22 protein-coding genes are annotated in these 23191 nt (G+C 64.8%); 11 read left to right on the top strand and 11 right to left on the bottom strand.

Translation table 11 applies throughout. The annotated features are described in order from the left end of the window. The first annotated feature begins 9 nt into the window (after window positions 1-9). Both H3H39_RS12430 and H3H39_RS12425 read left to right on the top strand, forming a co-directional pair. The gene (locus tag H3H39_RS12430; protein WP_182153690.1) at window positions 10-888 is read left to right on the top strand and encodes a c-type heme family protein; all 879 of its coding nucleotides are present in this window, start codon (window positions 10-12) and stop codon (window positions 886-888) included. Between the two features lie 15 nt (window positions 889-903). Continuing rightward, complete coding sequence (locus H3H39_RS12425) at window positions 904-2412, top strand: serine/threonine-protein kinase (protein ID WP_182153689.1); 1509 nt, start codon at window positions 904-906, stop codon at window positions 2410-2412. On the opposite strand, the gene H3H39_RS12420 is transcribed toward H3H39_RS12425, so the two are convergent. Beyond that, window positions 2393-2815 (bottom strand): VOC family protein, encoded by a 423-nt coding sequence (locus H3H39_RS12420; protein WP_182153688.1) that lies wholly within the window; start codon window positions 2813-2815, stop codon window positions 2393-2395. The two genes, H3H39_RS12425 and H3H39_RS12420, sit on opposite strands and share 20 nt — an antisense overlap. Window positions 2816-3079: 264 nt before the next feature. Between H3H39_RS12420 and H3H39_RS12415 the strand changes: the two genes are divergently transcribed. Next, window positions 3080-3739 (top strand): Crp/Fnr family transcriptional regulator, encoded by a 660-nt coding sequence (locus tag H3H39_RS12415; protein ID WP_182153687.1) that lies wholly within the window; start codon window positions 3080-3082, stop codon window positions 3737-3739. A 12-nt stretch (window positions 3740-3751) separates the two neighbouring features. Here H3H39_RS12415 and H3H39_RS12410 read toward each other — a convergent pair whose 3' ends face one another. Together H3H39_RS12410 and H3H39_RS12405 are read right to left on the bottom strand one after the other, a co-directional pair. Beyond that, the gene (locus H3H39_RS12410) at window positions 3752-4213 is read right to left on the bottom strand and encodes a hemerythrin domain-containing protein (protein ID WP_182153686.1); all 462 of its coding nucleotides are present in this window, start codon (window positions 4211-4213) and stop codon (window positions 3752-3754) included. 115 nt (window positions 4214-4328) lie between these two features. Then, window positions 4329-5477: an acyl-CoA dehydrogenase family protein gene (locus H3H39_RS12405; protein ID WP_182153685.1), complete on the bottom strand. Its 1149-nt coding sequence runs from the start codon at window positions 5475-5477 to the stop codon at window positions 4329-4331. Window positions 5478-5699: 222 nt separating this feature from the next. Here H3H39_RS12405 and H3H39_RS12400 point away from each other — a divergent pair, with 222 nt between their 5' ends. Further along, window positions 5700-6347, top strand: a complete 648-nt coding sequence (locus H3H39_RS12400) for a TetR/AcrR family transcriptional regulator (protein ID WP_182153684.1) — start codon at window positions 5700-5702, stop codon at window positions 6345-6347. Here the strand turns inward: H3H39_RS12400 and H3H39_RS12395 are convergent, their stop codons facing one another. Together H3H39_RS12395 and H3H39_RS12390 are read right to left on the bottom strand one after the other, a co-directional pair. Then, window positions 6348-7796: a coniferyl aldehyde dehydrogenase gene (locus H3H39_RS12395; protein ID WP_182153683.1), complete on the bottom strand. Its 1449-nt coding sequence runs from the start codon at window positions 7794-7796 to the stop codon at window positions 6348-6350. It abuts the gene before it with no gap. Window positions 7797-7834: 38 nt separating this feature from the next. Continuing rightward, the gene (locus H3H39_RS12390; RefSeq protein ID WP_182153682.1) at window positions 7835-9451 is read right to left on the bottom strand and encodes an AMP-binding protein; all 1617 of its coding nucleotides are present in this window, start codon (window positions 9449-9451) and stop codon (window positions 7835-7837) included. Between the two features lie 177 nt (window positions 9452-9628). Here H3H39_RS12390 and H3H39_RS12385 point away from each other — a divergent pair, with 177 nt between their 5' ends. The 3 genes from H3H39_RS12385 to H3H39_RS12375 all read left to right on the top strand — a co-directional run bounded on the left by H3H39_RS12385 (window position 9629) and on the right by H3H39_RS12375 (window position 13900). Next, on the top strand, window positions 9629-10666 hold the full coding sequence (locus H3H39_RS12385) for a helix-turn-helix transcriptional regulator (protein ID WP_182153681.1): 1038 nt from the start codon (window positions 9629-9631) through the stop codon (window positions 10664-10666). Window positions 10667-11053: 387 nt separating this feature from the next. Beyond that, the gene (locus tag H3H39_RS12380; protein WP_182153680.1) at window positions 11054-12409 is read left to right on the top strand and encodes a nucleobase:cation symporter-2 family protein; all 1356 of its coding nucleotides are present in this window, start codon (window positions 11054-11056) and stop codon (window positions 12407-12409) included. Between the two features lie 126 nt (window positions 12410-12535). Then, window positions 12536-13900, top strand: a complete 1365-nt coding sequence (locus H3H39_RS12375) for an 8-oxoguanine deaminase (protein WP_182153679.1) — start codon at window positions 12536-12538, stop codon at window positions 13898-13900. 89 nt (window positions 13901-13989) lie between these two features. Here the strand turns inward: H3H39_RS12375 and H3H39_RS12370 are convergent, their stop codons facing one another. From H3H39_RS12370 to H3H39_RS12345, 6 genes are all read right to left on the bottom strand, one after another. Beyond that, window positions 13990-14703, bottom strand: coding sequence for a GntR family transcriptional regulator (locus H3H39_RS12370; RefSeq protein ID WP_182153678.1), 714 nt, complete (start codon window positions 14701-14703; stop codon window positions 13990-13992). Between the two features lie 10 nt (window positions 14704-14713). Then, window positions 14714-15043, bottom strand: coding sequence for a DUF2288 domain-containing protein (locus H3H39_RS12365; protein WP_182153677.1), 330 nt, complete (start codon window positions 15041-15043; stop codon window positions 14714-14716). A gap of 138 nt (window positions 15044-15181) precedes the next feature. Next, window positions 15182-15901 (bottom strand): RES family NAD+ phosphorylase, encoded by a 720-nt coding sequence (locus tag H3H39_RS12360; protein WP_311196904.1) that lies wholly within the window; start codon window positions 15899-15901, stop codon window positions 15182-15184. Continuing rightward, a complete protein-coding gene (locus H3H39_RS12355; protein ID WP_182153676.1) occupies window positions 15902-16339 on the bottom strand; it encodes an antitoxin Xre-like helix-turn-helix domain-containing protein in 438 nt (145 codons plus the stop codon). A gap of 133 nt (window positions 16340-16472) precedes the next feature. Continuing rightward, window positions 16473-18167 carry a single-stranded-DNA-specific exonuclease RecJ gene (recJ, locus tag H3H39_RS12350; RefSeq protein ID WP_182153675.1) on the bottom strand — a complete coding sequence of 565 codons (1695 nt, stop codon included), beginning with the start codon at window positions 18165-18167 and terminating at the stop codon, window positions 16473-16475. Then, window positions 18164-19219 carry a hypothetical protein gene (locus tag H3H39_RS12345; protein ID WP_182153674.1) on the bottom strand — a complete coding sequence of 352 codons (1056 nt, stop codon included), beginning with the start codon at window positions 19217-19219 and terminating at the stop codon, window positions 18164-18166. Before H3H39_RS12345 ends, recJ begins: the two co-directional genes overlap by 4 nt. Window positions 19220-19488: 269 nt before the next feature. On the opposite strand from H3H39_RS12345, the gene H3H39_RS12340 reads away from it, so the two are divergent. From H3H39_RS12340 to H3H39_RS12325, 4 genes are all read left to right on the top strand, one after another. Continuing rightward, window positions 19489-20214, top strand: a complete 726-nt coding sequence (locus H3H39_RS12340; RefSeq protein ID WP_182153673.1) for an FxDxF family PEP-CTERM protein — start codon at window positions 19489-19491, stop codon at window positions 20212-20214. 145 nt (window positions 20215-20359) lie between these two features. After that, window positions 20360-21625 (top strand): lipoprotein-releasing ABC transporter permease subunit, encoded by a 1266-nt coding sequence (locus H3H39_RS12335; protein WP_182153672.1) that lies wholly within the window; start codon window positions 20360-20362, stop codon window positions 21623-21625. Further along, complete coding sequence (gene lolD, locus H3H39_RS12330; protein WP_182153671.1) at window positions 21618-22325, top strand: lipoprotein-releasing ABC transporter ATP-binding protein LolD; 708 nt, start codon at window positions 21618-21620, stop codon at window positions 22323-22325. The genes H3H39_RS12335 and lolD overlap by 8 nt, the downstream gene beginning before the upstream one ends. 2 nt (window positions 22326-22327) lie before the next feature. Then, entirely contained in the window at window positions 22328-23125 is a 798-nt protein-coding gene (locus H3H39_RS12325; protein WP_182153670.1) for a TatD family hydrolase, read from the top strand. Window positions 23126-23191: the final 66 nt, after the last annotated feature.

The raw sequence follows: 23191 nt of genomic DNA, 5'->3' as shown, positions 1-23191 counted from the left end.
GGAGTGCACATGAAGTTGTCCATCGCAAGCAAGTTCAATCTGGTGTTCGTGACCATCTTCGCCGTCGGCTTCGTGGCCGCCGGCTTCATCGCCGACAGCCTGCTCAAGCAGAGCGCGCGCGAGGAGACGCTGCAAAATGCCCGCTTGCTGCTGGAGGCGGCCAAGAGTGTGCGCGGCTATACGGCCAAGCAGATCCAGCCGCTGCTGGCCAACCAGATGAAGTACGAGTTCCATCCGCAGTCCGTGCCTTCCTATTCGGCGGTGGAGAACCTGAACGTGATCCTCAAGGCCTATCCCGATTTCTCGTACAAGGAAGCGACACTGAACCCGACCAACCTGCGCGACAAGGCCACCGACTGGGAGGTGGACATTGTGCAGAAGCTGCGCAAGTCGCCGGACTTGACGGAATATTCGGGCGAGCGCGAGACGGCCACCGGCCGCAGCCTGTACATCGCGCGGCCGTTGCAGATCAAGGATGGCGCCTGCCTGGCCTGCCACAGCACGGCGGCCAACGCGCCCAAGACCATGGTCGATATCTACGGCCCGAACAACGGTTTCGCGTGGCAGCTCAACGAGATCGTCGGCGCGCAGGTCATTTCCGTGCCGATGGCCGTGCCGCTGCAACGCGCCCACGCCATCTTCCGCACCTTCATGCTGTCGCTGCTGGGCGTGTTCGTGGTGGTGCTGATCGCGCTCAACGTGATGGTGCACTTGCTGGTCACGCGCCGCATCACCCATTTGGCCCAGGTGGCCGACCAGGTCAGCATGGGCAAGTTCGACGCCGAGGAATTCCAGGTCAAGGGCGGCGATGAATTGAGCGCGCTGGCGCAGTCGTTCACGCGCATGCGCACCAGCCTGGCCAGCGCCTTGAAGATGCTCGACGAATAAGCCAGCAGGAATCAGATGACAGAAAAGATAGGCAAGTATCGTATCGACGGCAAGCTCGGTAGCGGCGCCATGGGCGTGGTTTACCGGGCCTACGACGACGACATCGCGCGCGTGGTGGCGCTCAAGACCATCCGCGTCGAGCTGCTGGACGGCCATTCAGGCGCCGAGCTGGTGGCCCGTTTTCGCAACGAGGCGCAGGCCTCGGGCCGGTTGGTGCATCCGAATATCGTGGCCGTCTACGATTATGGCGAGGCGGACGGCGTCACCTATATCGCCATGGAATACGTGGATGGCCGGCCGCTCAACGATTTCCTGACGCCGGAGGTGCCGATGGATTTAAGCGCCTGCGTGGCCTGTATGTCGCAGTTGCTGGCTGCCTTGGACTACGCCCACGCGCGCGGCGTGGTGCACCGCGATATCAAACCGGCCAACCTGCTGATCACGCCCACCGCCCAGGTCAAGATCACCGATTTCGGCGTGGCCAAGATCGAATCGTCCACGCTGACCCAGGTGGGGGACGTGATCGGCACCCCCAGCTACATGTCGCCCGAGCAGTTTCGCGGCGAGCGGGTGGATGGCCGGTCCGATATTTTCGCCGCCGGCATCCTGCTGTACCAGATGCTGACCGGGGCGCGGCCCTTCACGGGCGCCGCGTCGGTGGTGATGCATCAAATCCTCAACACCATGCCAAGCCCGCCCAGCGAACGGCACGCCGGCTTGCATCCCGCATTCGATGCCGTGCTGGCCCGCGCGCTGGCCAAACGGGTGGAAGACCGCTTCCAGACGGCGCGCGGCTTCCTCACGGCGTTGACCGACGCTCATCTACAGCATACGGGCGGTGTACCGCCCGGCGAGGAGGACAACGAGCGCACGGTGCTGGCGTTCAGCCGGCCGGCACCGCGCCCCGCGCCGCCGCCGCACACGGGCACCGGCGGCCAGCACCACAGCGCCGCCAGTGGTGCCGCCAGTGCAAGTGGTGCCGCTGGCGGTGCGGGTGCCAGTGTTGGCCACACGGCCTCGCTGTCGGCGTCCTCGCCGCAGTGGCTGGTGGAAGTGGCGCCGGAACTGCAACTGGCGCTGTCGCTGCAGATTGGCCCCATGGCCAAGCTGCTGCTCAAGAAGGAGGCGCACGATGCGGCCGATCTGGATGTGTTGTGCCGCCGCCTGCTGGCCCACATCCCGACGGAGCCGGGAAGAGCGGCCTTCCTGGCCAGTGTCCAGGTCATCAAGCGCAAAATGGGGTTGGGCACGGTCGGCACCACATCGCTGGGCCGCGGCGGCGCTGATCTGCCGCCTTCGCAACTGAGCCAGGTGGCCAGCGGCGGCACGGCCCTGCAACTGAGCCCCGAAGTGATGGAACACGCCCAGCAGAAATTGCTGCCCTACGTGGGGCCGATCGCCAAGGTGCTGGTCAAACGCTTTGCCAAGGTGACGGGCGATCCGGCGGAATTCCACCGGCTGCTGGCCGCGCAGTTGCCGAATGAGCAGGACCGGGCCAAGTTCCTCAGGGAGCTGGGGGCGTGAGATCCTCGCCGGCTACGGCGTCGTGGCAGACGACGCCAAGCTTGTTGCCGTCCGGGTCGCGGAAATAGGCGCCGTAGTAATGCGGATGGTAGTGTGGCCGCAGTCCCGGCGGACCTTCGCAAATGCCGCCATGGCTTAACGCGCTGGCGTGGGCGCGCCGGACCGCCTCGCGCGAAGGCGCCAGCAGGGCCACCATATTCCCATTGCCGGTGGTGGCCTGCTCGCCGTTGAATGGCGCGCCGATCAGGAACAGGGGGCGCGCCTGGTCTGGTTTCATCCAGCCTGCCCACGGACGCGCCGCATCGCTGAATTTTAGTTGCAGGCCAAGTTCTTCCATGACTGCGGAATAGAAGCGCAAGGCGCATGGGAAATCCGAGATGCCGATGAAAGTATGGGAGATCAAGCCAGCCTCTGTGTGAGTGGGAACACGGTCCGCCGGGGATGCCGTCTGCGCGGTCGAGTTATCGTGGAGCCAATTGTTTCATGATTTTCCATTTGTCGCCACAGGACTTTACAATATTGGCCGCCCGACAAATCCGTATCCTTCCGGTGAGGCAATTTGAATCCGTTTGATTCACATCAAGAAATTTCTGCTAACACATCGTTACCATGGGCGCTTTGATTTCAGGCAAAGAAGGCGGGCATCATGCGTAACGATGGCGCGAAAGTGAAGAGTATTATTGCCAACGCGTCGCTGTATCGCATGCTGACGCCGCAGCAAGTGGAGCGCGTGGCCCTGCACACCCATGTGGTGCGGGCAAATGCCAATACGGCGGTGATCCAGCAGGGCGATCAGGCGCTGGGCACCTATTGGGTGGTGTATGGACAGGTCCATATCGGCATCCACAGCAAGCACGGCGTGGTGCGCAATCTGGCTATCCTGGGCGGTAACAAATGCTTTGGCCTGGGCGAGATGGTGATGGGGCAGGCGCACCAGACCTGCGTCAAGACCACGGCCGACACCATGCTGCTGCATACCGACCGCGAAGTGATCTTTGAAATCGCGGACGAAAATCCTGCCTTCGCGCGCGAGGTGATGACCTGCCTGGGCCGCCAGTTCTGCGGCCTGGTGCGCGACATCGGCAGCACCGCGCTCAGCGCCCACCAGCGCGTGGCCGATTATCTGATGCGGCAGGTGCAGGAGCGCGTGCCCAACGCGGAGATCGCGCTGGTGGCCAACAAGGGCGCCATCGCGGCGCGTTTGAGTCTGACGCCGGAGACGCTGTCGCGCGTGTTCCGCGACTTGAGCCAGGACGGCATCATCGAAGTCAACAAGCGCCGCATCACGGTGCGCGATTGGGACCGCATCGAGGCGATGCTGGCCTGATCGTCATTCACTTCAATCGTTGGGGCGGGCGTGGTCGTCGCGCAGGTCATCCATGGCGTGTACCAGTTCGTCGTAGCGTGGCCGTAGCAGCTTGTCGAACATGGGGAACAGGATGCCTTCCTCTTTCAGGTTGTGCTGTTCGGTGATGAGGCGGAAGGTGTCTGCGTGGTCGGAAAATTCGATCACGTCGCGGCGCTGGATGGCCATGCCCATGCGGTGCATGATTTCACACAGCAGATGGTGTTCGGCGTGCAGCGACTGGGTGGGCGCGGCCGTGTTGGCCAGCAGTTCCTCGAACGCGGGGTAGACCACGCGCTCCTCCATTTCCACGTGGCGCCGCATCGCTTCCGCGAATTCGAGGAACGATATGGCCGCCTGGTCCCAATCGTGGGCCGCCACGTGGGCGACGGCGTCGGCGTACAGCCCGTCGCAGCGGCTGTGATCGTGCGCGAGGTAGTTGCTGACCTTGTGCATGGGTGTGTTTCTCCTGTCTACGGTACAGGAAAAATTATCTGTCTTTCTTATGAGTCAATACCTTGACTTATGATATTAAATTTACAGTTAGATATGATTTTGCGCGCCGTCCCCATCAAATACCCAGCTGGCGCGCCGCCAGTTCCTTCATGATTTCCTCGGCGCCGCCGCCGATCGTGCAGACCTTCACTTCGCGGTAAATCCGCTCGCTGGCCATGCCCCGCATGAAGCCCATGCCGCCCAGCGTTTGCACGGCCTGGTCGGCGCAGAACTGCATGGTTTGCGTGGCGTGGTTCTTCAGCATGCACACGTCGGCCACCCAGTCCGGCCCCGTTTGCTGGCGGTCGGCCCGCTCGGCCACGGCGTTGAGCCAGGCGCGCGTGGACTCGATGCGCATCTTCATGTCCACCAGCTTGTGCCGCACCACCTGGTGGTTGACCAGCGCCGTACCGAAGGTCTTGCGTTCGCGGGCCCAGGCCAGCGCTTCGTCGTAGCAGCACTCGGCCATGCCCAGCGCCATGGCCGACAATGCCATCCGCTCGCCGTTGAAGTTGGACATGATGATCTTGAGTCCTTTGCCTTCTTCCCCGATCAGGTTGGCGGCCGGCACCCGCACGCTGTCGAAGCGCAGGTGGGCCGTGTCCGAGCACAGCCAGCCCATTTTCTTCAGGCGCGCGCGCGACAGGCCGGGCGCGTCGCCCGGCACGGCCAGCAGCGAGATGCCGCTGGCGCCGCGCTCCTCGCCCGTGCGCACCGCCACCGTGATCCAGTCGGCCCGCATGCCGGAGGTGGTGAACACTTTTTCGCCGTCGATCACATAGCTGTCGCCGTCGCGCCGGGCAGTGGTGCGCAGCGCGGCCACGTCCGAGCCGCCGCCCGGTTCCGTGATGGCCAGCGCGGCGACCTTGCGGCCGGCCAGCACGTCGGGAATCACGCGCTGGCGCAGTTCCGCGCTGCCGTGGTGGAGGACGGGCGGCAGGCCGATGGTGTGGCTGAAGGCGCCGGCCATCACGCCGCCGCTGCCCGTGTGGCGCGAAAGTGTGACCGACAGGGCGATGCGCAGCGCCCATGGCGCGGGCGTGCCGCCCAGTTCTTCTGGATAGCCCATGCCCAGCCAGCCCAGGTCGGCCAGCTTGCCGTACAGGGCGCGCGGGAACTCGCCGGCTTCCTCCCAGTCCTCCAGGTAGGGCCGCACTTCGCTGGCGGCGAAGCGGCGTGCGGCGTCTTCGATCGCGGCGATGTCGGCGGGGGTAAAGCCTTGCATGGTGCTTCCTTGTGCTGTTGTTGACAAATTACCATGCTAGCCGAAGATGGTGATAAGGTCTAGACATCTTGTCCAATATTGTGGCGTAATGGGCGCATGGGCACCTGCCGCCACGATGGACGGGGCCGGGGCGCTACAATGGCGCCTGTCCTGGCCACTGAACGAAGCACATAACGAAGCATGCTGCCGCGGCCTCAATGCAATCCGAGAAAGAACAACCCGATGCGATCCGTCACCCTCCGTCCGCGCAACGATGGCGCCGACAAGCCTTCCGCCACCATCGCCAGCGTGATCAGCGCCTGCGAGCGCCTGCTGAACAAGGGCGAGAGCTTCACCACGCTGTCGATCGAGCAGTTGGCCAAGGAGGCGGGCATCGCGCGCGCCACGTTCTATCTGCACTTTCGCAACAAGGGCGAGATCGTGCGCCACCTGATGGCCCAGGTGGCGCGCGAGGTGCGCCATGCGGCCAAGGCCAAGCTGGCCAACCTGGACCAGTTCGGCCGCGCCGAGTTCTTGTCGTTCATGGAGGATGCGGTCGATATCCAGTACCGCCACCGGGCCGCCATGCGGGCCACGGTGGAGCTGTCGGCCTACGATCCCGGCGTGGCCGAGATTTACCGCAGCTTCGTGGACGAGGTGGTGCATGACTTCCGCCGCATCATCGTCAAGCTGGAGGCGGCCGGCGGCGCCCATCCCGACGTGCGGCCGGAAGTGGCCGACATCCTGAGCTGGGCCACGGAGCGCTGCTGCGCCCAGATGCTGCGCGACGAGGATACGCCGGAGCGCCGCCAGCAACTGGCGGAACTGCTGACGCACGTGGTGTGGAGCGCCATCGCCCGGCCCGCGTGGGAGCCGGGCGCCATGCCATGATCAGGTCTTGAGCTTGATCAGCAGGTTCAGCAGCTTCATGGCGCGCCCCGTGTAAGGCGGCTGGAACAGCATCTGGATCGCCGACACCGGACCCTGGTAGAACACGGGCCGCAACTTGGAGAAGGTGTTGAAGCCTTCGCGCGAGTGGTAGTGGCCCATGCCGCTGGGGCCCACGCCGCCGAACGGCAGGTCGTGCTGGGCCACGTGCAGCAGCGCTTCGTTGACCGACACGCCACCCGACATCACGTGGGTGATGTAGAACTGCGCCAGCGCCTTGTCGTTGGTGTACGGGTAGATGGCCAGCGGACGGTCGCGGCGGTTGATGTAGTCGGCCACTTCACGCGCGTCGCGGTAGGTACGCACCGGCATGATGGGGCCGAAGATTTCGCGCTGCGACAGCAGCATGTCCGGTGTTGGGTTAAGCACGATGTGCGGTGCGAACTTGCGCAGCGCGGGATCGGGCTTCTGGTCGCCGGCCAGGTTGACCAGGCGCGCGCCCTTGGCACGTGCGTCCTCCAGCGTGTTGGTCAGGCGTTCATACGAGCGCTGGTCGATGATGGAGGTGAAGTCGGGGCCGTTGATGTCGGGATAGCGCTCTGCGAACAGGCGCTTGCAGTGGCCGACGAATTCCTCCACCGCCGCTTCGGGAATGAACACGTAGTCGATGGTCGTGCAGATCTGGCCCGCGTTGAACAGCTTAACCCACAGGATACGTTCGGCCGCCGTCTTGACGGAGTAGTCTGGCCCGACGATGGCGGGCGACTTGCCGCCCAGTTCCAGCGTGACGGGCGTGAGGTTGCGGGCCGCGTTGGCCATCACGGCGCGGCCGGTGGCGCCGGAACCGGTGAACAGCAGGTGGTCGAACGGGATCGAGGAGAAGGCCGGGCCGCGGCCATTGCCGTCCTCGAAGAACTTGAGCTTATCCTCGGGGAAGTAGTTGGGGCTGATGCGGATCAGCAGTTCGGCCAGGTGCTGCGAGTTCTCCGACATCTTGACCATGGCGCGGTTGCCGGCGGCGAAAATGGAGGCCAGCGGGCAGAAGGTCAGGTTGAGCGGGAAGTTCCATGGCACGATCACGCCCACCACGCCCAGCGGCTGCGGAATCACCCGGTTGGTGGCCAACGGGTGCACCATCATGTCGATCTTGCGGCGCTGGGGGCGCATCCAGCCCTTCAGGTCCTTGATGGAATCCTTGATCGTTTCCAGCACGACGAAGAACTCGGCGAACAGGGTTTCGAATTCGGAGCGGTTGCCGTAGTCGCGGTTGATGGCGGCGACCAGGTCTTCACGGTTTTCCTTGAGCATGCGCGCCAGTTGCTGCAGGTCGCGCTTGCGTTCAGCATAGGTTGGCTCCGGGTGGGCGTGATAGGCCGCGCGCTGACGCTCGAAGCAGGACTGGAAGTCGGCCGGGATCTGGAGCTGGTCCAGGTGGGCGGTGGGTGCGTTCATTGGTGTGATCCTTCCTGAGGGCGGGTTCAAGTGCGGATTCAAGCGTGGCTGCGCAGTTCACGGCGCAGGATCTTGCCAACGGCGGACTTGGGCAGCGCGTCGACGAAGGCGATCTGGCGGGGCACCTTGTAGGCGGTGAGTTCCTTGCGGCAGAACTCGGCCAGCTCGGCTTCGGTCAGTTGCGCTTGCGGTGCGCGTACCACGTACAGCTTGACGGCTTCGCCGGTTTTTTCGTCCGGCACGCCCACGCACGCGCATTCCTGCAGGCCAGGGCAGGAAGACGCCACGGCCTCGATCTCGTTGGGGAACACATTAAAGCCCGACACGATGATCATGTCTTTTTTCCGGTCCACGATCTTCAGGAAACCGCGTTCGTCGAACTGGCCCACGTCGCCGGTGCGGAAGTAGCCGTCGGCCGTGAAGGCGGCGGCGTTGGCTTCCGGCTGGCGCCAGTAGCCGCGCATCACTTGCGGACCCTTGACGCATACTTCGCCGGACGCGCCGGGCGCCACTTCAGCGCCGTTATCGTCCAGCAGCTTGATGTGGGTGTCCGGTAACGGCAGGCCTGTGGTGCCGGTGAAGGACGTGATATCACCCGGCGTGAAGGTGACGATGGGGCTGGTTTCCGACAGGCCGTAGCCTTCGCGGATGAAATGGCCGGTGAGGGCCATCCAGCGCGCGGAGGTGGCTTCGATCACGGCGGCGCCGCCGCCAGCGGCAAAACGCAGGCGGGAGAAGTCCACTTCCCCGATGCGCGGGTGCGCCACCATGCCGGCGTACAGGGTATTGACGCCGGTGAAGGCAGTGGGGCGGGCCGCTTTCAACACGTCGATGAAGCCGTCCATGTCGCGCGGATTGGGCACCAGCCAGTTGTGCGCGCCCACTGTGAAGAAGCTGAGGAGGTTCACCGTCAGCGCGAAGATGTGGTACAGCGGCAGCGCCGTGACGATGGTTTCATCGCCAGGCACCACGCAGCCGGTCGCAATGGCCTTGAACTGCTGGATGTTGGCGACCACGTTGCGGTGCGACAGGGCCGCGCCCTTGGACAGGCCGGTGGTGCCGCCCGTGTATTGCAGGAACAGCAGGTCGGCGCCCGTCAGCACGACCGGTTCGAACGGCAGGCTGGCGCCCATTTGCAGCGCGTCGGCCAGCATGACGGTGGACGTGAGGCGCGCATCGACGGGTGGGCTGGGCAGGTTGACGGCCGCGCCGTCGCCCGGCGTGGCGATGATGACGGTCTTGAGCCGGGTCTTCGGCAGCACCTCGGCCACCGTGGCCGAGATGCCGCTGTAGGCGACGATGATCTCGACGCCGGCGTCGTTCAACTGGTGTTCCAGTTCGCGCGGCGTGTACATGGGGTTGACGTTGACCTGCACGGCGCCGGCGCGGGCGATGCCCAGGAAGGCGATGGCGAAGGCCAGCAGGTTGGGCGACATGACGGCGATACGGTCGCCTTTCTTCACGCCCAGCGTGCGCTGCAGGTAGGCGGCGAAATCGCGTGACTGGCGCTCGATGTCGGCGTAGCTCAGGGTCTGGCCCAGGCAGGTGAAGGCGGGCTGGCCGGCGTAGCGCGCCATCGCTTCCTCCAGCATGGCGGTGACGGATGGGTAGGCGTCGGGATCGATATGGTCGGGCAGGGCGGTGTTATGTGGCATGGTGTGCTATCCAGTTGTTGTGGTTGTGTGGCACGTGTCTCCGTGAGTGAATCATTGTGGGGCACATGGACAAGCCACACCAGTGTTGAACGCGCCATTAATTTGTCTTAAAATGCCACAATGAGCCGCCCAGCCCCTCCACCTGTCACTTCGCCAGCGCCCCAGGCGACGCATTCCGTGCAATCCGCGCCGGTCGCGCAGCCGCCCGGCAGCGCGCTGCCGTCCGCGTGGTTCGAGCCGTGCATTCATTCGGCCTATGTGCAGATTCTCGCCAAATTCCTGCAGGCGCGCGGGCTGGTCTTGCCGTGGCCGCAGCCGAGCCAGAGCAGGCTGCTGCCGTTCCTGGACGTGTTGCCCCTGCTGGACGCGGTGCATGCTGCCGTGCAGCCCGATTTCGGCCTCGAACTGGGCATGGCCATTCCGGCCGCCGCGCACGGCCTGAAGGGGATGGCGGCCATGTCCAGCCCCAGTTTGTGGGCGGCGATGGAAACCTTCGTGCGGTATGCCCGCATCCGCGACCACCTGTTCCAATACCGATGCCAGCGCGCGGGCGGTTACGCCACGCTGGAGCTGCACCCCCGTGTGCCGCTGCACCAGTACACCCGCTTCATGCAGGGGGCGACGGTGCATGCCACCTTCAACATTTTCCGTGCGATCGCGGATGAAACGGCGCTGCGCCAGGCTGTCGTGGTGCTGCCGTGGGAAGCACCCGCCGGCCAGGACAAGGCGCCCGCCACCGCGTGGCAGGTGGAATACGGCGGCAAGGTACCGGCCATCCGCTTCCCCATCTCCATCGCGGACGAACCGTCGCAAACGGCCGACGCCGACCTGCACGCGCGCATGTGCAAGGCCGGCGATGAGGAGTTGATCCGCCTGGCCGGCAGCATCGGTGCGCGCGTGCGCCACCTGATGCACCAGGGGCAGCCGGCCTGGCCCACGCTGGCCGATATCGCGGACCGGCTGGCGCTGTCGCCGCGCACGCTGGTGCGGCGGCTGGAGTCGGAAGACCTGAGCTACGGGCAATTGCTGGACGAGGTGCGCAATGAGCTGGCGTGCTGGTATCTGCGCCAGTCGGCCCTGCCGATGAGCGACATTGCCGAGCGCACCGGCTTCAGCGACCAGGCCAATTTCAGCCGCGCGTTCGGGCGCTGGCAGGGGCAGACGCCGCGCGAATACCGGCGCCAGTTCCAGGTGGGCGGCCAGCCCGCGCAATAATCTCGTCCCGAAGTCGTTATCCCGTTTCGCACCTGTTTCGCACCCGTTCTGCAACGGTTTCGTAACCGTTTTGCCACCGTATTGCGACCGTGTTGCCACCGTTCCGCCGCCGTCTCGCACCGTTAGGCGGCGTTGTTTTATGCGCATAAATTGTATACAAAAACTGTTGACAATGAATCCACGCGAGCGCAATATCGTCGACAACAGGGCGGCCCAGATCCCGGCGCGCACCTGACAACGTCGATCGCCACCCGATCCCGTCTATCGCGGCCCTTGCCGCGGCGTCTCACCAGCACCACTGAATTGAATAGCGCGCGGCCACGGGCATGCCGCGCGTGCAGTCGGTAGTCAGTCACGCCCTACATAAAATAGATGGAGACAAAGTTCATGAATCACTTGCTGTTTCAGGTCGAAGATCGGCCGCCTGTATTGACGACATTCCTGCTGGCCGCTCAGCACATGCTGGCTGCGCTGGGCGGCATCATCGCAGTACCGCTGGTGGTGGGCGCCGCGCTCAAGCTGCCGGCTGACCAGATCATCACCCTGATCAACGCCGCGCTGCTCGGCTCCGGCATCGTCACCCTCATCCAGTGCAAGGGCGTGGGCCCGATCGGCATCCGCCTGCCGTGCGTGATGGGCACCAGCTTCGCCTTCGTGGGCGCGGCCATCAGCGTGGGCCTGGAACACGGCGTGCCCGGCATCCTCGGTTCCTCGCTGGCCGGCTCGGCCGTGATGATCGTGGGGAGCTGCTTCATGCCCCAGATCCGCAAATTGTTCCCGCACGCCGTGACGGGTGTGGTGGTGACCATGATCGGCCTGTCGCTGGTGCCGGTGGCGGTGGACTGGGCCGCCGGTGGCCACGCACCGGGCGCCGTGTATGGGGCGCCGCTCAATCTGGGCATCGCCGCCTTCGTGCTGATCACCGTGATCATGCTGGTGCAGTTTGGTAAAGGCATCGTGTCGGCCGCTGCCGTGGTGATCGGCATGTTCGTGGGCTACCTGCTGTGCGTATCGCTGGGCATGATCGATTTCACCCAGGTGAGCAATGCGCAAGTGTTCGCGCTGCCGCAGCCGCTGCACTACGGGATGACGTTCCCGGTGGCCGGCATCGTGGCCATGGCGGTCGCGTTCCTGGTGACGATGGTGGAAACCACCGGCACCTTCATGGCGCTGGGCGCGGCCACCAACACCAAAATGCGCGGCAAGACGCTGGCGCGCGGCATCCTGTGCGACGGCGTCGGTTCCGCCTTCGCGGCGCTGCTGTCCAGCCCTCCCGTGTCCACCTTCGCGCAGAACGTGGGTGTGGTGTCGCTGACGGGCGTGGCCAGCCGCCATGTGGTGGCGTTGACGGGGGTGATGCTGTTCCTGGCCGGCCTGTTCCCGGTGCTGGGCGCGATCGTCGTCACCATTCCCCAGCCGGTGCTGGGTGGCGCGGGCTTGATGATGTTCGCCATGATCATTTCGGCCGGCGTACAGTTGCTGAGCCACGTGGAGCACACCAAGCGGAATGGCATCATCATGGCGGTGGCCATTGGTTGCGGCCTGGCTGTGACGGTGCGGCCGGAACTGCTGTCCAAGCTGCCGGCCTTCGTCAAGGAAGTCTTCGGCTCCGGCATCACCGTGGGTGCGCTGGTGGCTGTGGCGCTGAACCTGGTGCTGCCCGAACGTCCGATTGAGCTGGACGAGGACGACGAGGAGGAAGTACCGCAAGCTTTTTTAACGCAGGAGCGCGAAGCAGCGTAAACTAGCGTTCCGCAGTATTTCCAAAGCCGGTGAGCGATCGCCGGCTTTGGCCATTCACATTGTTTCCGCAGTGCGCGTGCGCTGTTTCCGCAGTGTTTTTTTCATTCTTCTTATTTCGACAATAAAATGACTAAGACTCTCTTGATCAAGAACGCCCGCGTAGTGGTGACCATGGATGATGAACGGCGCGAGATCGACGGTGGCGGCGTCTACATCCGCGACAATGTGATCGTGCAGGTCGGCCCCACCGCCGATTTGCCGCGGCAAGCCGACGAAGTGATCGACGCCGCCAACCATGTGGTGATGCCGGGCTTGATCAACACCCACCACCACATGTACCAAAGCCTGACACGCGTGATCCCGGCCGCGCAGAACGGCGAATTGTTCAACTGGCTGACCAACCTGTATCCGATCTGGGCCAATCTGACGGCCGATATGGTGCACGTATCCACATTGACGGCCATGTCGGAACTGATCCTGTCCGGGTGCACCACCAGCAGCGACCACCTGTATATCTACCCCAACGACTGCCGGCTTGATGACAGTATCGAAGCGGCACGCAAGATCGGCATGCGCTTCCATGCGGCGCGCGGGTCGATGAGCGTGGGCCAGTCCAAGGGCGGTTTGCCGCCGGACCGCGTGGTGGAGGAGGAGGGCGCGATCCTGAAAGATACCCAGCGCCTGATCGAAACCTTCCACGACGCCGGCCGCTACGCGATGGAACGCATCGTGGTGGCGCCATGCTCACCGTTCTCGGTGTCGCGCGACCTGATGAAGGAAGCGTCGGCCATGGCGCGTAATTATGGGGTGTCGTTGCACACCCATTTGGCGGAAAACGCCAACGACATCGCCTACAGCCGCGAGAAATTCAATATGACGCCGGCCGAATACGCCGAGGATTGCGGCTGGGTGGGACATGACGTGTGGCACGCGCACTGCGTGCAGCTCGATGACGAAGGCATCTACATGTTCGGCCGCACCGGCACCGGCATCGCCCACTGTCCGTGCTCGAACATGCGACTGGCGTCCGGCATCGCGCCGATCCGCAAGATGCTGGACCAGGGCGTGTCCGTGGGATTGGGCGTGGATGGTTGCGCTTCAAATGACTCCGGCCACATGCTGGGCGAAGTGCGCCAGGCCATGCTGCTGCAGCGGGTGGGTTACGGGCCGGACGCGATGACGGCGCGCCAGGCGCTGGAAGTGGCCACGCTGGGCGGCGCAAAAGTGCTGAACCGCGACGATATCGGCGCGCTCAAGCCGGGCATGGCGGCCGATATCGTGATGTTCAAGCTGGACCAGATCGGCTTCGCCGGCGCACTGCACGATCCGGTGGCGGCGCTGGTGTTCTGCACGCCGTCCAATGTCTCGTACAGCATCATCAACGGCAAGGTGGTGGTGCGCGACGGTGTGTTGGGTACCATCGATTTGCCGGTCGTGATCGAGCGCCACAACCAGTTGGCGCGCGAGCTGGCGCTGGCCACCGGCGCCTGAAAACAAATTGGGACGTAACACATTTTCCACATTTCCCAATTGTGTTACGTCCCAAATTTCGAAACCGGAGTCCGTCCCCGATTTTGGGGTTACATCAGGAGGGCCGTCACCAGATCGCGGCGCGCTTCGGCGGCGCTGCCGTCGAAGCGCAACGCCGCTTCAACATGGCTCAGGTGGTGCAGCATCAGGCTGGCAGCCCGTTCGGCGTCGCCGGCCTTGGCCGCTTCCAGGAAGGTGGCATGTTCGTCGGAAGAGCAGACGGCGTCCCGGTCGGACTGATACAGCATGGTGATCAGGGTGCTGCGGGCCACCAGTTCGCGCAGGATCTCTTTCAGTACATGATTGCCCACCACGTCGGCCAGCAATACGTGGAAGTCACCCAGCAGCTGCGAGCGCTGCTTGGAACTCTGGTCGCCGGCCAGCGCCTTGCGTTCGGCCTTCAGGTGTTGTTCCAGCTTGCGGTAGTCGGCCGGCTTGGCCTTGGCCACGAATTCGCGGGCCAGCGCGCCTTCGATCAGGCGGCGGGCGGCGAAGATGTCGCGCGATTCCTGCTCGCTGGGCTGGCTGACGAAGGCGCCCTTGTCGGGCACGATCTGGATCAGCTTGTCCTTGGACAGGCTCAACAGCGCGGCGCGGATCTTGGTGCGGCTGACGGAATACAGCCGGCACAGCGCTTCCTCGCGCAGCTTGGTCCCCGGCGGCAGCTTGCGCGCCGCGATGGCTTCCGCGATATGGTTGGCGATGTCGCCGGAACTGGCGGCGCCATTCTGGATGTCGTCCGTCGCCGCAGGTGCGTTGCTCATGGGCGGGCGCTTAGTGCACGCTTTGTGGGCTGGCTTTTTCCTGCTGCACGAGGATGAATGGGCTGACCACCACGGCCCACAGTTCGGCGTCCGATTCCAGCCAGCTCTGGGCCTGCTGGTCCGACACCTTGGCCACCAGGCCGGCGTTCATCCACTGGCTGATGTTGGCCTTGTCGTCGTGCGAGATGCGCACGGCCACGTCCACCAGGTCCAGGGAATTGGCCACCCACACCACGTTCCCGGCGGCGAAGTGCTTGAGCAGCTCGGTCCAGGGCAGGCGCGCGGTTTCACGGTTCACTTTGAGGCGCAGGTCGGTGTCGTTTTCTGGTTTGGTTTGCATACGCTTGTTCGGTAAGGAGAGTGGCTGGCGGCCTTCAATAGATGCCTCTGCGGCAGCATCGATGGCAGTGTCAATGGCAGCATGTTAACCGATCGCCCGCCGGTTGGCGATATCGGGCCCACGAAGAAGGTTGAGTACTCAACTATCTGTGGCTGGCGTCACCCGTTCGATGCGGGGCTCGGGCGTGCCGTGCCAGCTCAGGCGGTACACGTCGCCCTTGCGCACATTGCCCACCAGGGCCGGGCGGAAGCAGGCCAGGTTGGTGCCTTGCTGCCGCCGCGCGCTGGGATAGATCACGCCCATCGAACCGCCATCGAGCAGGCGGGCCGCCAGTTGCTGCGATTCGATGTAGCTGGCCGGGTCCAGGCAGTTTTCGTAGCGGGGCTGGGCGCGCAGGTCGTGGAAAGTGGAGGTGAAGTCCGCCAGCATGGTCTGGTAGTTGACGGCGTCGTCGAAGCGGTTGATCTCCATGTATTCCACCGTCTTGTGGAAGCACACTTCGGCCAGCGCCGTTTCCACCTCGAAGGCGCAGTACCAGGCGCCGCGCAGGCCGTCGTTGAATCGGCTGCCTTCCGGGCGGGCGTAGGTATAGGCGGCGTTGATGATGCGAAAGTTGGGCACGCCGAACACCAGTTCGTCCATGCTGATGCCGGGCGCGCCGCCATGCTGCGCCACCAGGCGCGCGTTGGTGGCGTTATCGAGGTCGAACAGGTCGTGCAGGTGGTCGTCGCTTTCGGCCAGCGGCGCCAGCACCGAGTCTTCCATTTCCGCGAAGCGCGAGGGCAGCAGGCGGCAGGTGTCGAACTGGCGCAGCGTGGTCAGGGGCGGCGTGAGGCGGGGTATCAGGCTGACCGCCACTTACAGGCCTCCGCGGCGGGCGTCGAGCAACTGGCGCGTGGTTTGCATGGCCAGCAGGCCGCCCGCCAGCATGTGGGCCAGCGGCGCGCGGCCGCCGAAGATCTGGTTGGTGTTGGGCAGGCTCACCCACTCGTCGGCCAGCTTGTCGCCGTACAGGATGTGCAAGGCCTTGTAGATGCCCAGCAGGTAGGATATGCGCGTGATGCGGTCCACCTCCAGCACCCGTTCCGGGTTCTTTTTCCACTCGTAGTAGGCGCTGGAGGACAGCCCGCCCAGCAGTTCGCGGGCGTCGTCGTCGCGCAGGTTCCAGGCGGCCGCCAGCCGGAAAAAGCCTTTCAGGGCGGACTTGGAGAGGCGCTCGCGCTCGGCCTTGGCGTTCAGGTCGACCAGTACCGTGGGTTCGAAGCGGCTCTTGGGGTAGGCGTAGGTGGGATGCATATGTCCTCCGTTTATGGATTATTTATACTCCTTTTTCGGAAGACTGGCAATCGTGCGCATGATTTTCCCCTCCCTGAGCGCCCATGATGGGATAACGCCACTGGCTAGAGTTGACTTGGCGCAATATTGGGCTCTACGCCGGTTCCGCGTGCTCCACCAGCAGTTGCACCTTGGTGACCCCGTTGTATTCATTGGCGTCCAGCCGGAACGCGACCCGCGCCCGGTCGCCCAGCGCGTCCACGTGGCCGAACCAGATGGCGTCGTAGCGGACGCCGTTCTTCTCCAGCAGCAGCTTGAGGTGGCGTTCCTTCAGGATGCGCTGGCTGACGACGCGGAATTCGTCGCAGAACACGGGCGGCGCAAAGCCCTGGCCCCACACTTGGCCATCCATCAGCGTGATGAAATTGGTGGTGTAGCAGTCGTCCTCCAGCGGGCCGTCCGTCTCGATCACCCGTTCCAGCTGCTGTTCCGTGAGCCAGGCGCGGCCCACTTCCTCGAACGCGGCCGAGAAGGCGTCGAACGCCTCGGCGCGAATGGTCAGGCCGGCCGCCATGGCGTGGCCGCCGAACTTGTCGATCAGGCTGGGGGCGCGCTTGGACACCAGGTCCAGCGCGTCGCGCAGGTGGAAGCCGGGGATGGAGCGGCCCGAGCCTTTGAGCCAGCCGTCCGCGCCGGGCGCGAAGGTGATGGTGGGGCGGAAGAACTTCTCTTTCAGGCGCGAGGCGACGATGCCGATCACGCCCTGGTGCCAGCTGTCGTCGAACACGCTGATGGTACTGCTGTTGGCCGGCTCGAACTGGTCCAGGTGGAGCAGGGCTGCGTCCTGCATCTCGGCCTCGATCTCGCGCCGCTTGAGGTTGATCTCGTTGAGCTGCTGGGCCAGTTCCCATGCGCGGCCTTCGTCGTCCGTGATCAGGCACTCGATCCCCAGCGACATGTCCTCGAGCCGGCCAGCCGCGTTCAGGCGCGGGCCGAGCGCGAAGCCCAGGTCGAACGGGTTGGCGTTGCGCGGCTCGCGCCCCGCCACCCGGAACAGCGCCGCCACACCCGCGTGCATGCGGCCCGCGCGCATGCGCTTGAGCCCTTGCGCCACCAGGATGCGGTTGTTCGGGTCCAGCCGCACCACGTCGGCCACGGTGCCCAGCGCCACCAGGTCCAGCAGGCTGTCCAGCTTGGGCTGGGTCTGAGCGTCGAACACGCCACGCCGGCGCAGTTCCGCGCGCAGGGCCAGCAACACGTAAAACACCACGCCCACGCCAGCCAGGTGCTTGCTGGGGAATCCACACGCTGGCTGGTTGGGATTGACGATCACGCGCGCCTCGGGCAGTGTGTCGGCCGGCAGGTGGTGGTCGGTCACCACCACTTCGATGCCGCGCCGGTTGGCTTCGGCCACGCCGTCGATACTGGCGATGCCATTGTCGACCGTGATGATGATGTCGGGCTGCTTCTCGCGCGCTGTGAGGGCCACGATCTCGGGCGTGAGGCCGTAGCCGTACTCGAAGCGGTTGGGGACGATGAAGTCCACCACCGCACCCATGGCGCGCAGGCCGCGCAGGGCGGTGGCGCAGGCGGTGGCGCCGTCGCAATCGTAGTCGGCGACGATCACCATGCGCTTGCCTGCGGCGATGGCGTCGGCCAGGAACACGGCCGCCGCGTCCACATGCAACAGCCCCGATGGCGGAATCATGGACGCCAGTTCGCTGGACAGCTCCTTGATGTCGGTCAGGCCGCGCGCCGCATACAGGCGTGCCAGCACGGGATGGACCCCGCCCTGGCGCAGCATTTCGGAAGTGCGGAAGGAGCAGGGGCGGGTGGCGATGCGGGTCATGTCGATAACTTGGTCAGGGAGGGCTTACGCCAGAATTTGCGTTGCGCCAGTTTGCTGGTGGTGTAGCTGGCGCTGGTGTGGCGGTGGCTCAGCACCAGCGTGATGCGGCTCACGCGGCCGCTGTGCAGGGCCGCCAGCAGGGGCGCGAACCATTGCTGCTCCAGCTGACGCATGTGGTCCAGCCACGAGGCCCACTCGCCGGCGATGGCCGGTTCGATCAGTTGGCCCAGCACGGCCATCGGGTGCGTGCCGCCTTGCGCCAACAGCGTGTCGAGCGAGACGTCGCGCAGCGCCGGCGGGCAGATGGCGCGCAGCCAGGGCTGGCCCGCGATCACGGCGGGGCCGGTGGACGGCTGGCCGCTGGTCGCGCCACCCCACAGCCAGAACGAATTGACGGGCGGCAGACCACGCGCCTGGCGCGCTTCGTTGACGGGGTGTTCGTACCACAGCATCTGGATTTCATTCTGAAGCTTGCGGGCGGCGATGGCGTGCTCGCCCTCAGGCATCCAGTCGCTCAAATTCATGCCGGTGACGCAGTCGGGGGAGGCGGTGCGCAGGCCGTGCCAGTCGTCGGCGCGCATGAACCAGGTGTTGGCGTCGCCGTAGACCAGCGGCTTGCCCAGCTCCTCGAAATAGGGGCGGGCCGATTCATACAGTGCGCGGGATTCGGTTTCGTCCAGCCGCAACTGGCGTTGGTCGGCCAGGGTCAGGTGGGTGCGCGCCATCTGCACATGGACGGGGTGGACGATGAACCAGTGGCCTTCGGCCGGCGCTGTGCCGAAACCAGCCAGCACGGCGGCGGCCAGCGGGGCGCTTTGTTCGACCGGTGAGGCGCCATGCGTGGTCGGCGCTCCGTCATGCAAGCCGAGCGAACGCGCCAGCCACGCTTCGTAGGGCAGCGCGCGGGCCCCCGTGTCTATCGTTTCCCGGCTTTCGGCTGCAGTGCGCGAGAGCAGGGCAGCCAGGGCGGGCAGTTCAAGGGCGCGGTGGAGGTCAGGGGCGAGTTCGGACGGAGGCAGGGCGAACGGCAAGGCGAGGGTAATCTGGGTCATGCGGCATTGTAACTTTATCCGTGCCCGTCCGGGAGAGCGCGCCTCGCCCATCGTTGCCGTGACATGCTTCTTGCAAGTAACTTCAATTGTTAAACATTAATATTTTTCTTGTGTTAAGTTGGATTAAAAGTATAATTTGATAAGTCTGATGTCTTTTTGATACTAACTAGCGATAGGCAAGTTTGCCGAATCGCATAGCCTGACCGGCAGTGCACCGGCTACTACAAGCTGAACCATTTTCGTATCGATAACAACTCTTGGGAGTCCACATGAAGTTACGCAACATCCTGGCAGCGTCCGCGCTGTTCGCCGCCACTGTGCCGGCCTTCGCCGCCGTCACCGTGTTCGACTTTTCCAACCTGGAGTATGTGGGCGGCCACAACACCGGCCTGCTGCCTTCGGAAGCGCTCAACAGCGGCTATTGGGGCTGCACCGGCGGCGATATCTGCAGCTCCAACATCGACGGCCACGGCCACAACCTGGGCGGCAACCTGGTCTACACCGTGGGCGGCGTCAGCGCCACGGCCACCGCCCAGTACCAGACGGGCAACCACTGGCATGACGCCACCGTTGTGCAGGACCACGAAAACGGCTACAGCGCCGCCCACAAGATCGGCGCGGGCCTGGGCGTCTATCACGTCGTCGGCGACAACAGCGACGACAACATCACCAGCCACGAAAAGCTGACCCTGACCTTCGCCGGTCCCGTCACGCTCAGTTCCGTCATGCTGCGTTCGGACGGCCATGACACGAGCTGGGACCGCAACGCCACTTTCCTGCTGAACGGCACCTCGTACAAACTGGCCGACACCATTTCGCCCGCCGCGTTGACCGGTTCCGTGTTCACGTTCCAGTTCGGCGGCGCCAAGCCTGACCAGTTCTACCTGGGCGGCGTGACCGTGTCGGCCGTGCCGGAACCATCGAGCTACGCCATGCTGCTGGCCGGTGTGGGCCTGCTGGGCTTCATGGCTCGCCGCCGCAAGCCGCAAGCTTAAGAAGGCATTAAACCCGTAGACCACCCCGCCTGGCGACAGGCGGGGTTTTCTTTTTTGGGCCGCCAAAAGCGCCGCCCGCGCCCCATGACATGCTGTTTATATGGCAAACTGCGGGCTCGCGAACAATCCACCGTTTTGGAACCCCATGAGCATCATGCAGAAACTGCCGTTTGAATGGCTGGTCGGCCTGCGCTACACGCGCGCCGGCAAGCGCAGCGGCCGTAACAGTTTTATCTCCTTTATTTCGCTTATTTCCATGGCCGGCATCGGCCTGGGCGTGGCCGCGCTGATCGTCGTGCTGTCCGTGATGAACGGCTTCCAGAAGGAAGTGACGGACCGCATGCTGTCGGTGCTGGCGCACGTTGAAATCTTCGACGCGCGCGGCTCCATGCCCGACTGGCAGTTCGAGGCCGCCGAGGCGCGCAAGAATCCGGAAGTGATCGGCGCCGCGCCGTTCGTGGAAACGCAGGGCATGCTGGTGCGCGATGATGAGTTGCGTCCCGCCGTGATCCGCGGCGTGCTGCCGGAGCAGGAGCCGAGCGTGTCGGACGTGTCGCGCCAGGTCAAGCGCGGCAGCTTCACGGCGCTGGAGCCGGGCGCCTACAACATCGTGCTCGGCATCGAACTGGCGCGCGCGCTGCACGTGGGCCTCGGCGAGAAGGTGACGCTGGCGCTGGCCCAGGGCCAGGCCACGCCGGCAGGCGTGCTGCCGCGTTTGCGCTCGTTCACGGTGGTGGGCATCTTCGAGGCCGGCCACAACGAATTCGATTCCGGCCTGGCCTTCGTGCACATCACGGACGCTGAAAAACTGCTGCGCCTGGACGCCCCGTCCGGCCTGCGCCTGCGCCTGTCCGATATGCACCGCGCGCCGCAAGTGGCGCTGGACCTCAAGCGCAGCATGCATCCGGACCTGATCATGCGCGACTGGTCCAAGCTGAACGCCAACTGGTTCGCCGCTGTGCAGACGGAAAAGCGCATGATGTTCATTATCCTGACCCTGATCATCGCCGTGGCCGCGTTCAACCTCGTCTCCACGCTGGTGATGACGGTGACGGACAAGCAGGCCGACATCGCCATCCTGCGCACGCTGGGTGCTTCGCCCCGTTCGATCATGAAGATTTTCATGATCCAGGGTGCGCTGGTGGGCATACTGGGTACCGCCATCGGCGTGACGCTGGGCGTGACGGTGGCGCTCAACGTGGACGTGATCGTGCCGTTTATCGAACATTTATTGGGAGTGCAGTTCTTGTCGAAGGATATTTACTACATCAGCACAGTGCCATCCGACCTGCGCTGGCCGGACGTGAACATGATCGGCGCCGTGGCTGTGCTGCTGGCGTTCGTCGCCACGCTCTATCCGAGCTGGTGGGCGGCCCGCGTGAAACCTGCGGAGGCGCTGCGCTATGAGTAATCACGACATCCACAACGGCGCGCCGGTGCTGTCCTGCCGGGGCCTGGGCAAGACTTTTACGCAAGGCGCCTACTCGGTGCAGGTGCTGAACGGGATCGATATCGACGTGCGGCGCGGCGAGCGGGTCGCCATCGTGGGCGCTTCCGGCTCCGGCAAATCGACGCTGCTGCACCTGCTGGGCGGGCTCGATACCCCCACGCGCGGCAGCGTGACCCTGCAGGGCAAGGACTTCGCCAGCATGAGCGAGAAGGCGCGCGGCGACCTGCGCAACGCATCGCTGGGCTTCGTCTACCAGTTCCACCACCTGCTGCCCGAGTTCACGGCGCTGGACAACGTGGCCATGCCGCTGATGATACGGCGCACCAGGCGCAGCGAAGCGCTGACCGCCGCGCAGCAGATTCTTACCCGCGTCAACCTGGCCAAGCGGGTGACGCACGTGCCGGGCGAACTGTCCGGCGGTGAACGCCAGCGGGTGGCACTGGCGCGGGCGCTCGTCACGCAGCCGGCCTGCGTGCTGGCCGACGAACCGACCGGTAACCTCGACCACGCCACGGCCCAGCAGATTTTCGACCTGATGCTGGAGCTGTCGCGCACCCTGGGCACGGCCTTCGTGATCGTCACCCACGATATTGAACTGGCGCGGCGCTGCGACCGCATCCTGCGCTTGACGGACGAGGGCTTGCGGCCAGCCGAGGACTGATCATGTGGATCGACACCCATTGCCACCTGGACGCGCACGAATTCGGCACCGAATCGGCCGCCGTCGCCGCGCGGGCGGGCGAGCAGGGGGTGGGTATGATCGTGATTCCTGCGGTGGAACGGGCCAACTTCGGCATCGTCGCCAGCCTGGCTGCGCAGGTGGACAACGCCTGCTACGCGCTGGGTATCCATCCGATTTATGTGCCCCACGCCAGCGAGGACGACCTGGAATTCCTGCGCCAGCAGGTGGCCGACAGCATGGGCGACGGGCGCATGGTGGCCATTGGTGAGATTGGCCTGGACTTCTTCATTCCCATGCTGAGCGAGCCGGCCATGCGGGAAAAGCAGGTGTTCTTCTTCCGCGAACAGCTCAAGATCGCCCGCGAATTCAACCTGCCGGTGCTGACGCATGTGCGCCGTTCGCAGGACGTGGTGCTCAAGCACGCGCGCCAGATCCGGCCGGCCGGCGGCATTGCCCATGCGTTCAACGGCAGCATGCAGCAGGCGCAAGGCTATATCGACCTCGGTTTCAAATTGGGATTCGGCGGTGCCATGACCTTCACCCGCGCCTTGCAGATACGCCGGCTGGCCGCCGAATTGCCGCTGTCGTCCATCGTGCTGGAGACGGATGCGCCGGACATTTCCCCCAGCTGGATCCATCCCGGCCGCAACGCGCCCGAACAGCTGCCGCGCATCGGCGCCGTGCTGGCCGAGCTGCGCGGCATCAGCGTTGAGGAAGCGGCGGCCGCCACCAGTGCCAACGCGCGCGCTATCCTGCCGCGCATTCCACCTATTCCCTGAGCCGCATCAACAGATCGCCGCGCCGGGCCGTCCATTTGCCCTGAGCCTTGGCTAACATAGCCCGGA

The organism is Rugamonas apoptosis (assembly GCF_014042355.1).
GTDB lineage: Bacteria > Pseudomonadota > Gammaproteobacteria > Burkholderiales > Burkholderiaceae_D > Rugamonas > Rugamonas apoptosis.
Note: the sequence above shows the minus strand (reverse complement) of the source record. Positions and strands in the feature narration are given on the sequence as shown.

What these genes read in the sequence shown, in the direction of transcription:
- H3H39_RS12355 (WP_182153676.1), bottom strand. Translation starts at nt 16,339, where the DNA reads ATGCATCCCACCTACGCCTACCCCAAGAGCCGCTTCGAACCCACGGTA.
- H3H39_RS12400 (WP_182153684.1), top strand. Translation starts at nt 5,700, where the DNA reads ATGCGATCCGTCACCCTCCGTCCGCGCAACGATGGCGCCGACAAGCCT.
- H3H39_RS12325 (WP_182153670.1), top strand. Translation starts at nt 22,328, where the DNA reads ATGTGGATCGACACCCATTGCCACCTGGACGCGCACGAATTCGGCACC.
- H3H39_RS12340 (WP_182153673.1), top strand. Translation starts at nt 19,489, where the DNA reads ATGAAGTTACGCAACATCCTGGCAGCGTCCGCGCTGTTCGCCGCCACT.
- lolD (WP_182153671.1), top strand. Translation starts at nt 21,618, where the DNA reads ATGAGTAATCACGACATCCACAACGGCGCGCCGGTGCTGTCCTGCCGG.
- H3H39_RS12425 (WP_182153689.1), top strand. Translation starts at nt 904, where the DNA reads ATGACAGAAAAGATAGGCAAGTATCGTATCGACGGCAAGCTCGGTAGC.
- H3H39_RS12410 (WP_182153686.1), bottom strand. Translation starts at nt 4,213, where the DNA reads ATGCACAAGGTCAGCAACTACCTCGCGCACGATCACAGCCGCTGCGAC.
- H3H39_RS12370 (WP_182153678.1), bottom strand. Translation starts at nt 14,703, where the DNA reads ATGAGCAACGCACCTGCGGCGACGGACGACATCCAGAATGGCGCCGCC.
- H3H39_RS12345 (WP_182153674.1), bottom strand. Translation starts at nt 19,219, where the DNA reads ATGACCCAGATTACCCTCGCCTTGCCGTTCGCCCTGCCTCCGTCCGAA.
- H3H39_RS12375 (WP_182153679.1), top strand. Translation starts at nt 12,536, where the DNA reads ATGACTAAGACTCTCTTGATCAAGAACGCCCGCGTAGTGGTGACCATG.
- H3H39_RS12395 (WP_182153683.1), bottom strand. Translation starts at nt 7,796, where the DNA reads ATGAACGCACCCACCGCCCACCTGGACCAGCTCCAGATCCCGGCCGAC.
- H3H39_RS12335 (WP_182153672.1), top strand. Translation starts at nt 20,360, where the DNA reads ATGAGCATCATGCAGAAACTGCCGTTTGAATGGCTGGTCGGCCTGCGC.
- H3H39_RS12390 (WP_182153682.1), bottom strand. Translation starts at nt 9,451, where the DNA reads ATGCCACATAACACCGCCCTGCCCGACCATATCGATCCCGACGCCTAC.
- H3H39_RS12380 (WP_182153680.1), top strand. Translation starts at nt 11,054, where the DNA reads ATGAATCACTTGCTGTTTCAGGTCGAAGATCGGCCGCCTGTATTGACG.
- H3H39_RS12365 (WP_182153677.1), bottom strand. Translation starts at nt 15,043, where the DNA reads ATGCAAACCAAACCAGAAAACGACACCGACCTGCGCCTCAAAGTGAAC.
- H3H39_RS12405 (WP_182153685.1), bottom strand. Translation starts at nt 5,477, where the DNA reads ATGCAAGGCTTTACCCCCGCCGACATCGCCGCGATCGAAGACGCCGCA.
- H3H39_RS12430 (WP_182153690.1), top strand. Translation starts at nt 10, where the DNA reads ATGAAGTTGTCCATCGCAAGCAAGTTCAATCTGGTGTTCGTGACCATC.
- recJ (WP_182153675.1), bottom strand. Translation starts at nt 18,167, where the DNA reads ATGACCCGCATCGCCACCCGCCCCTGCTCCTTCCGCACTTCCGAAATG.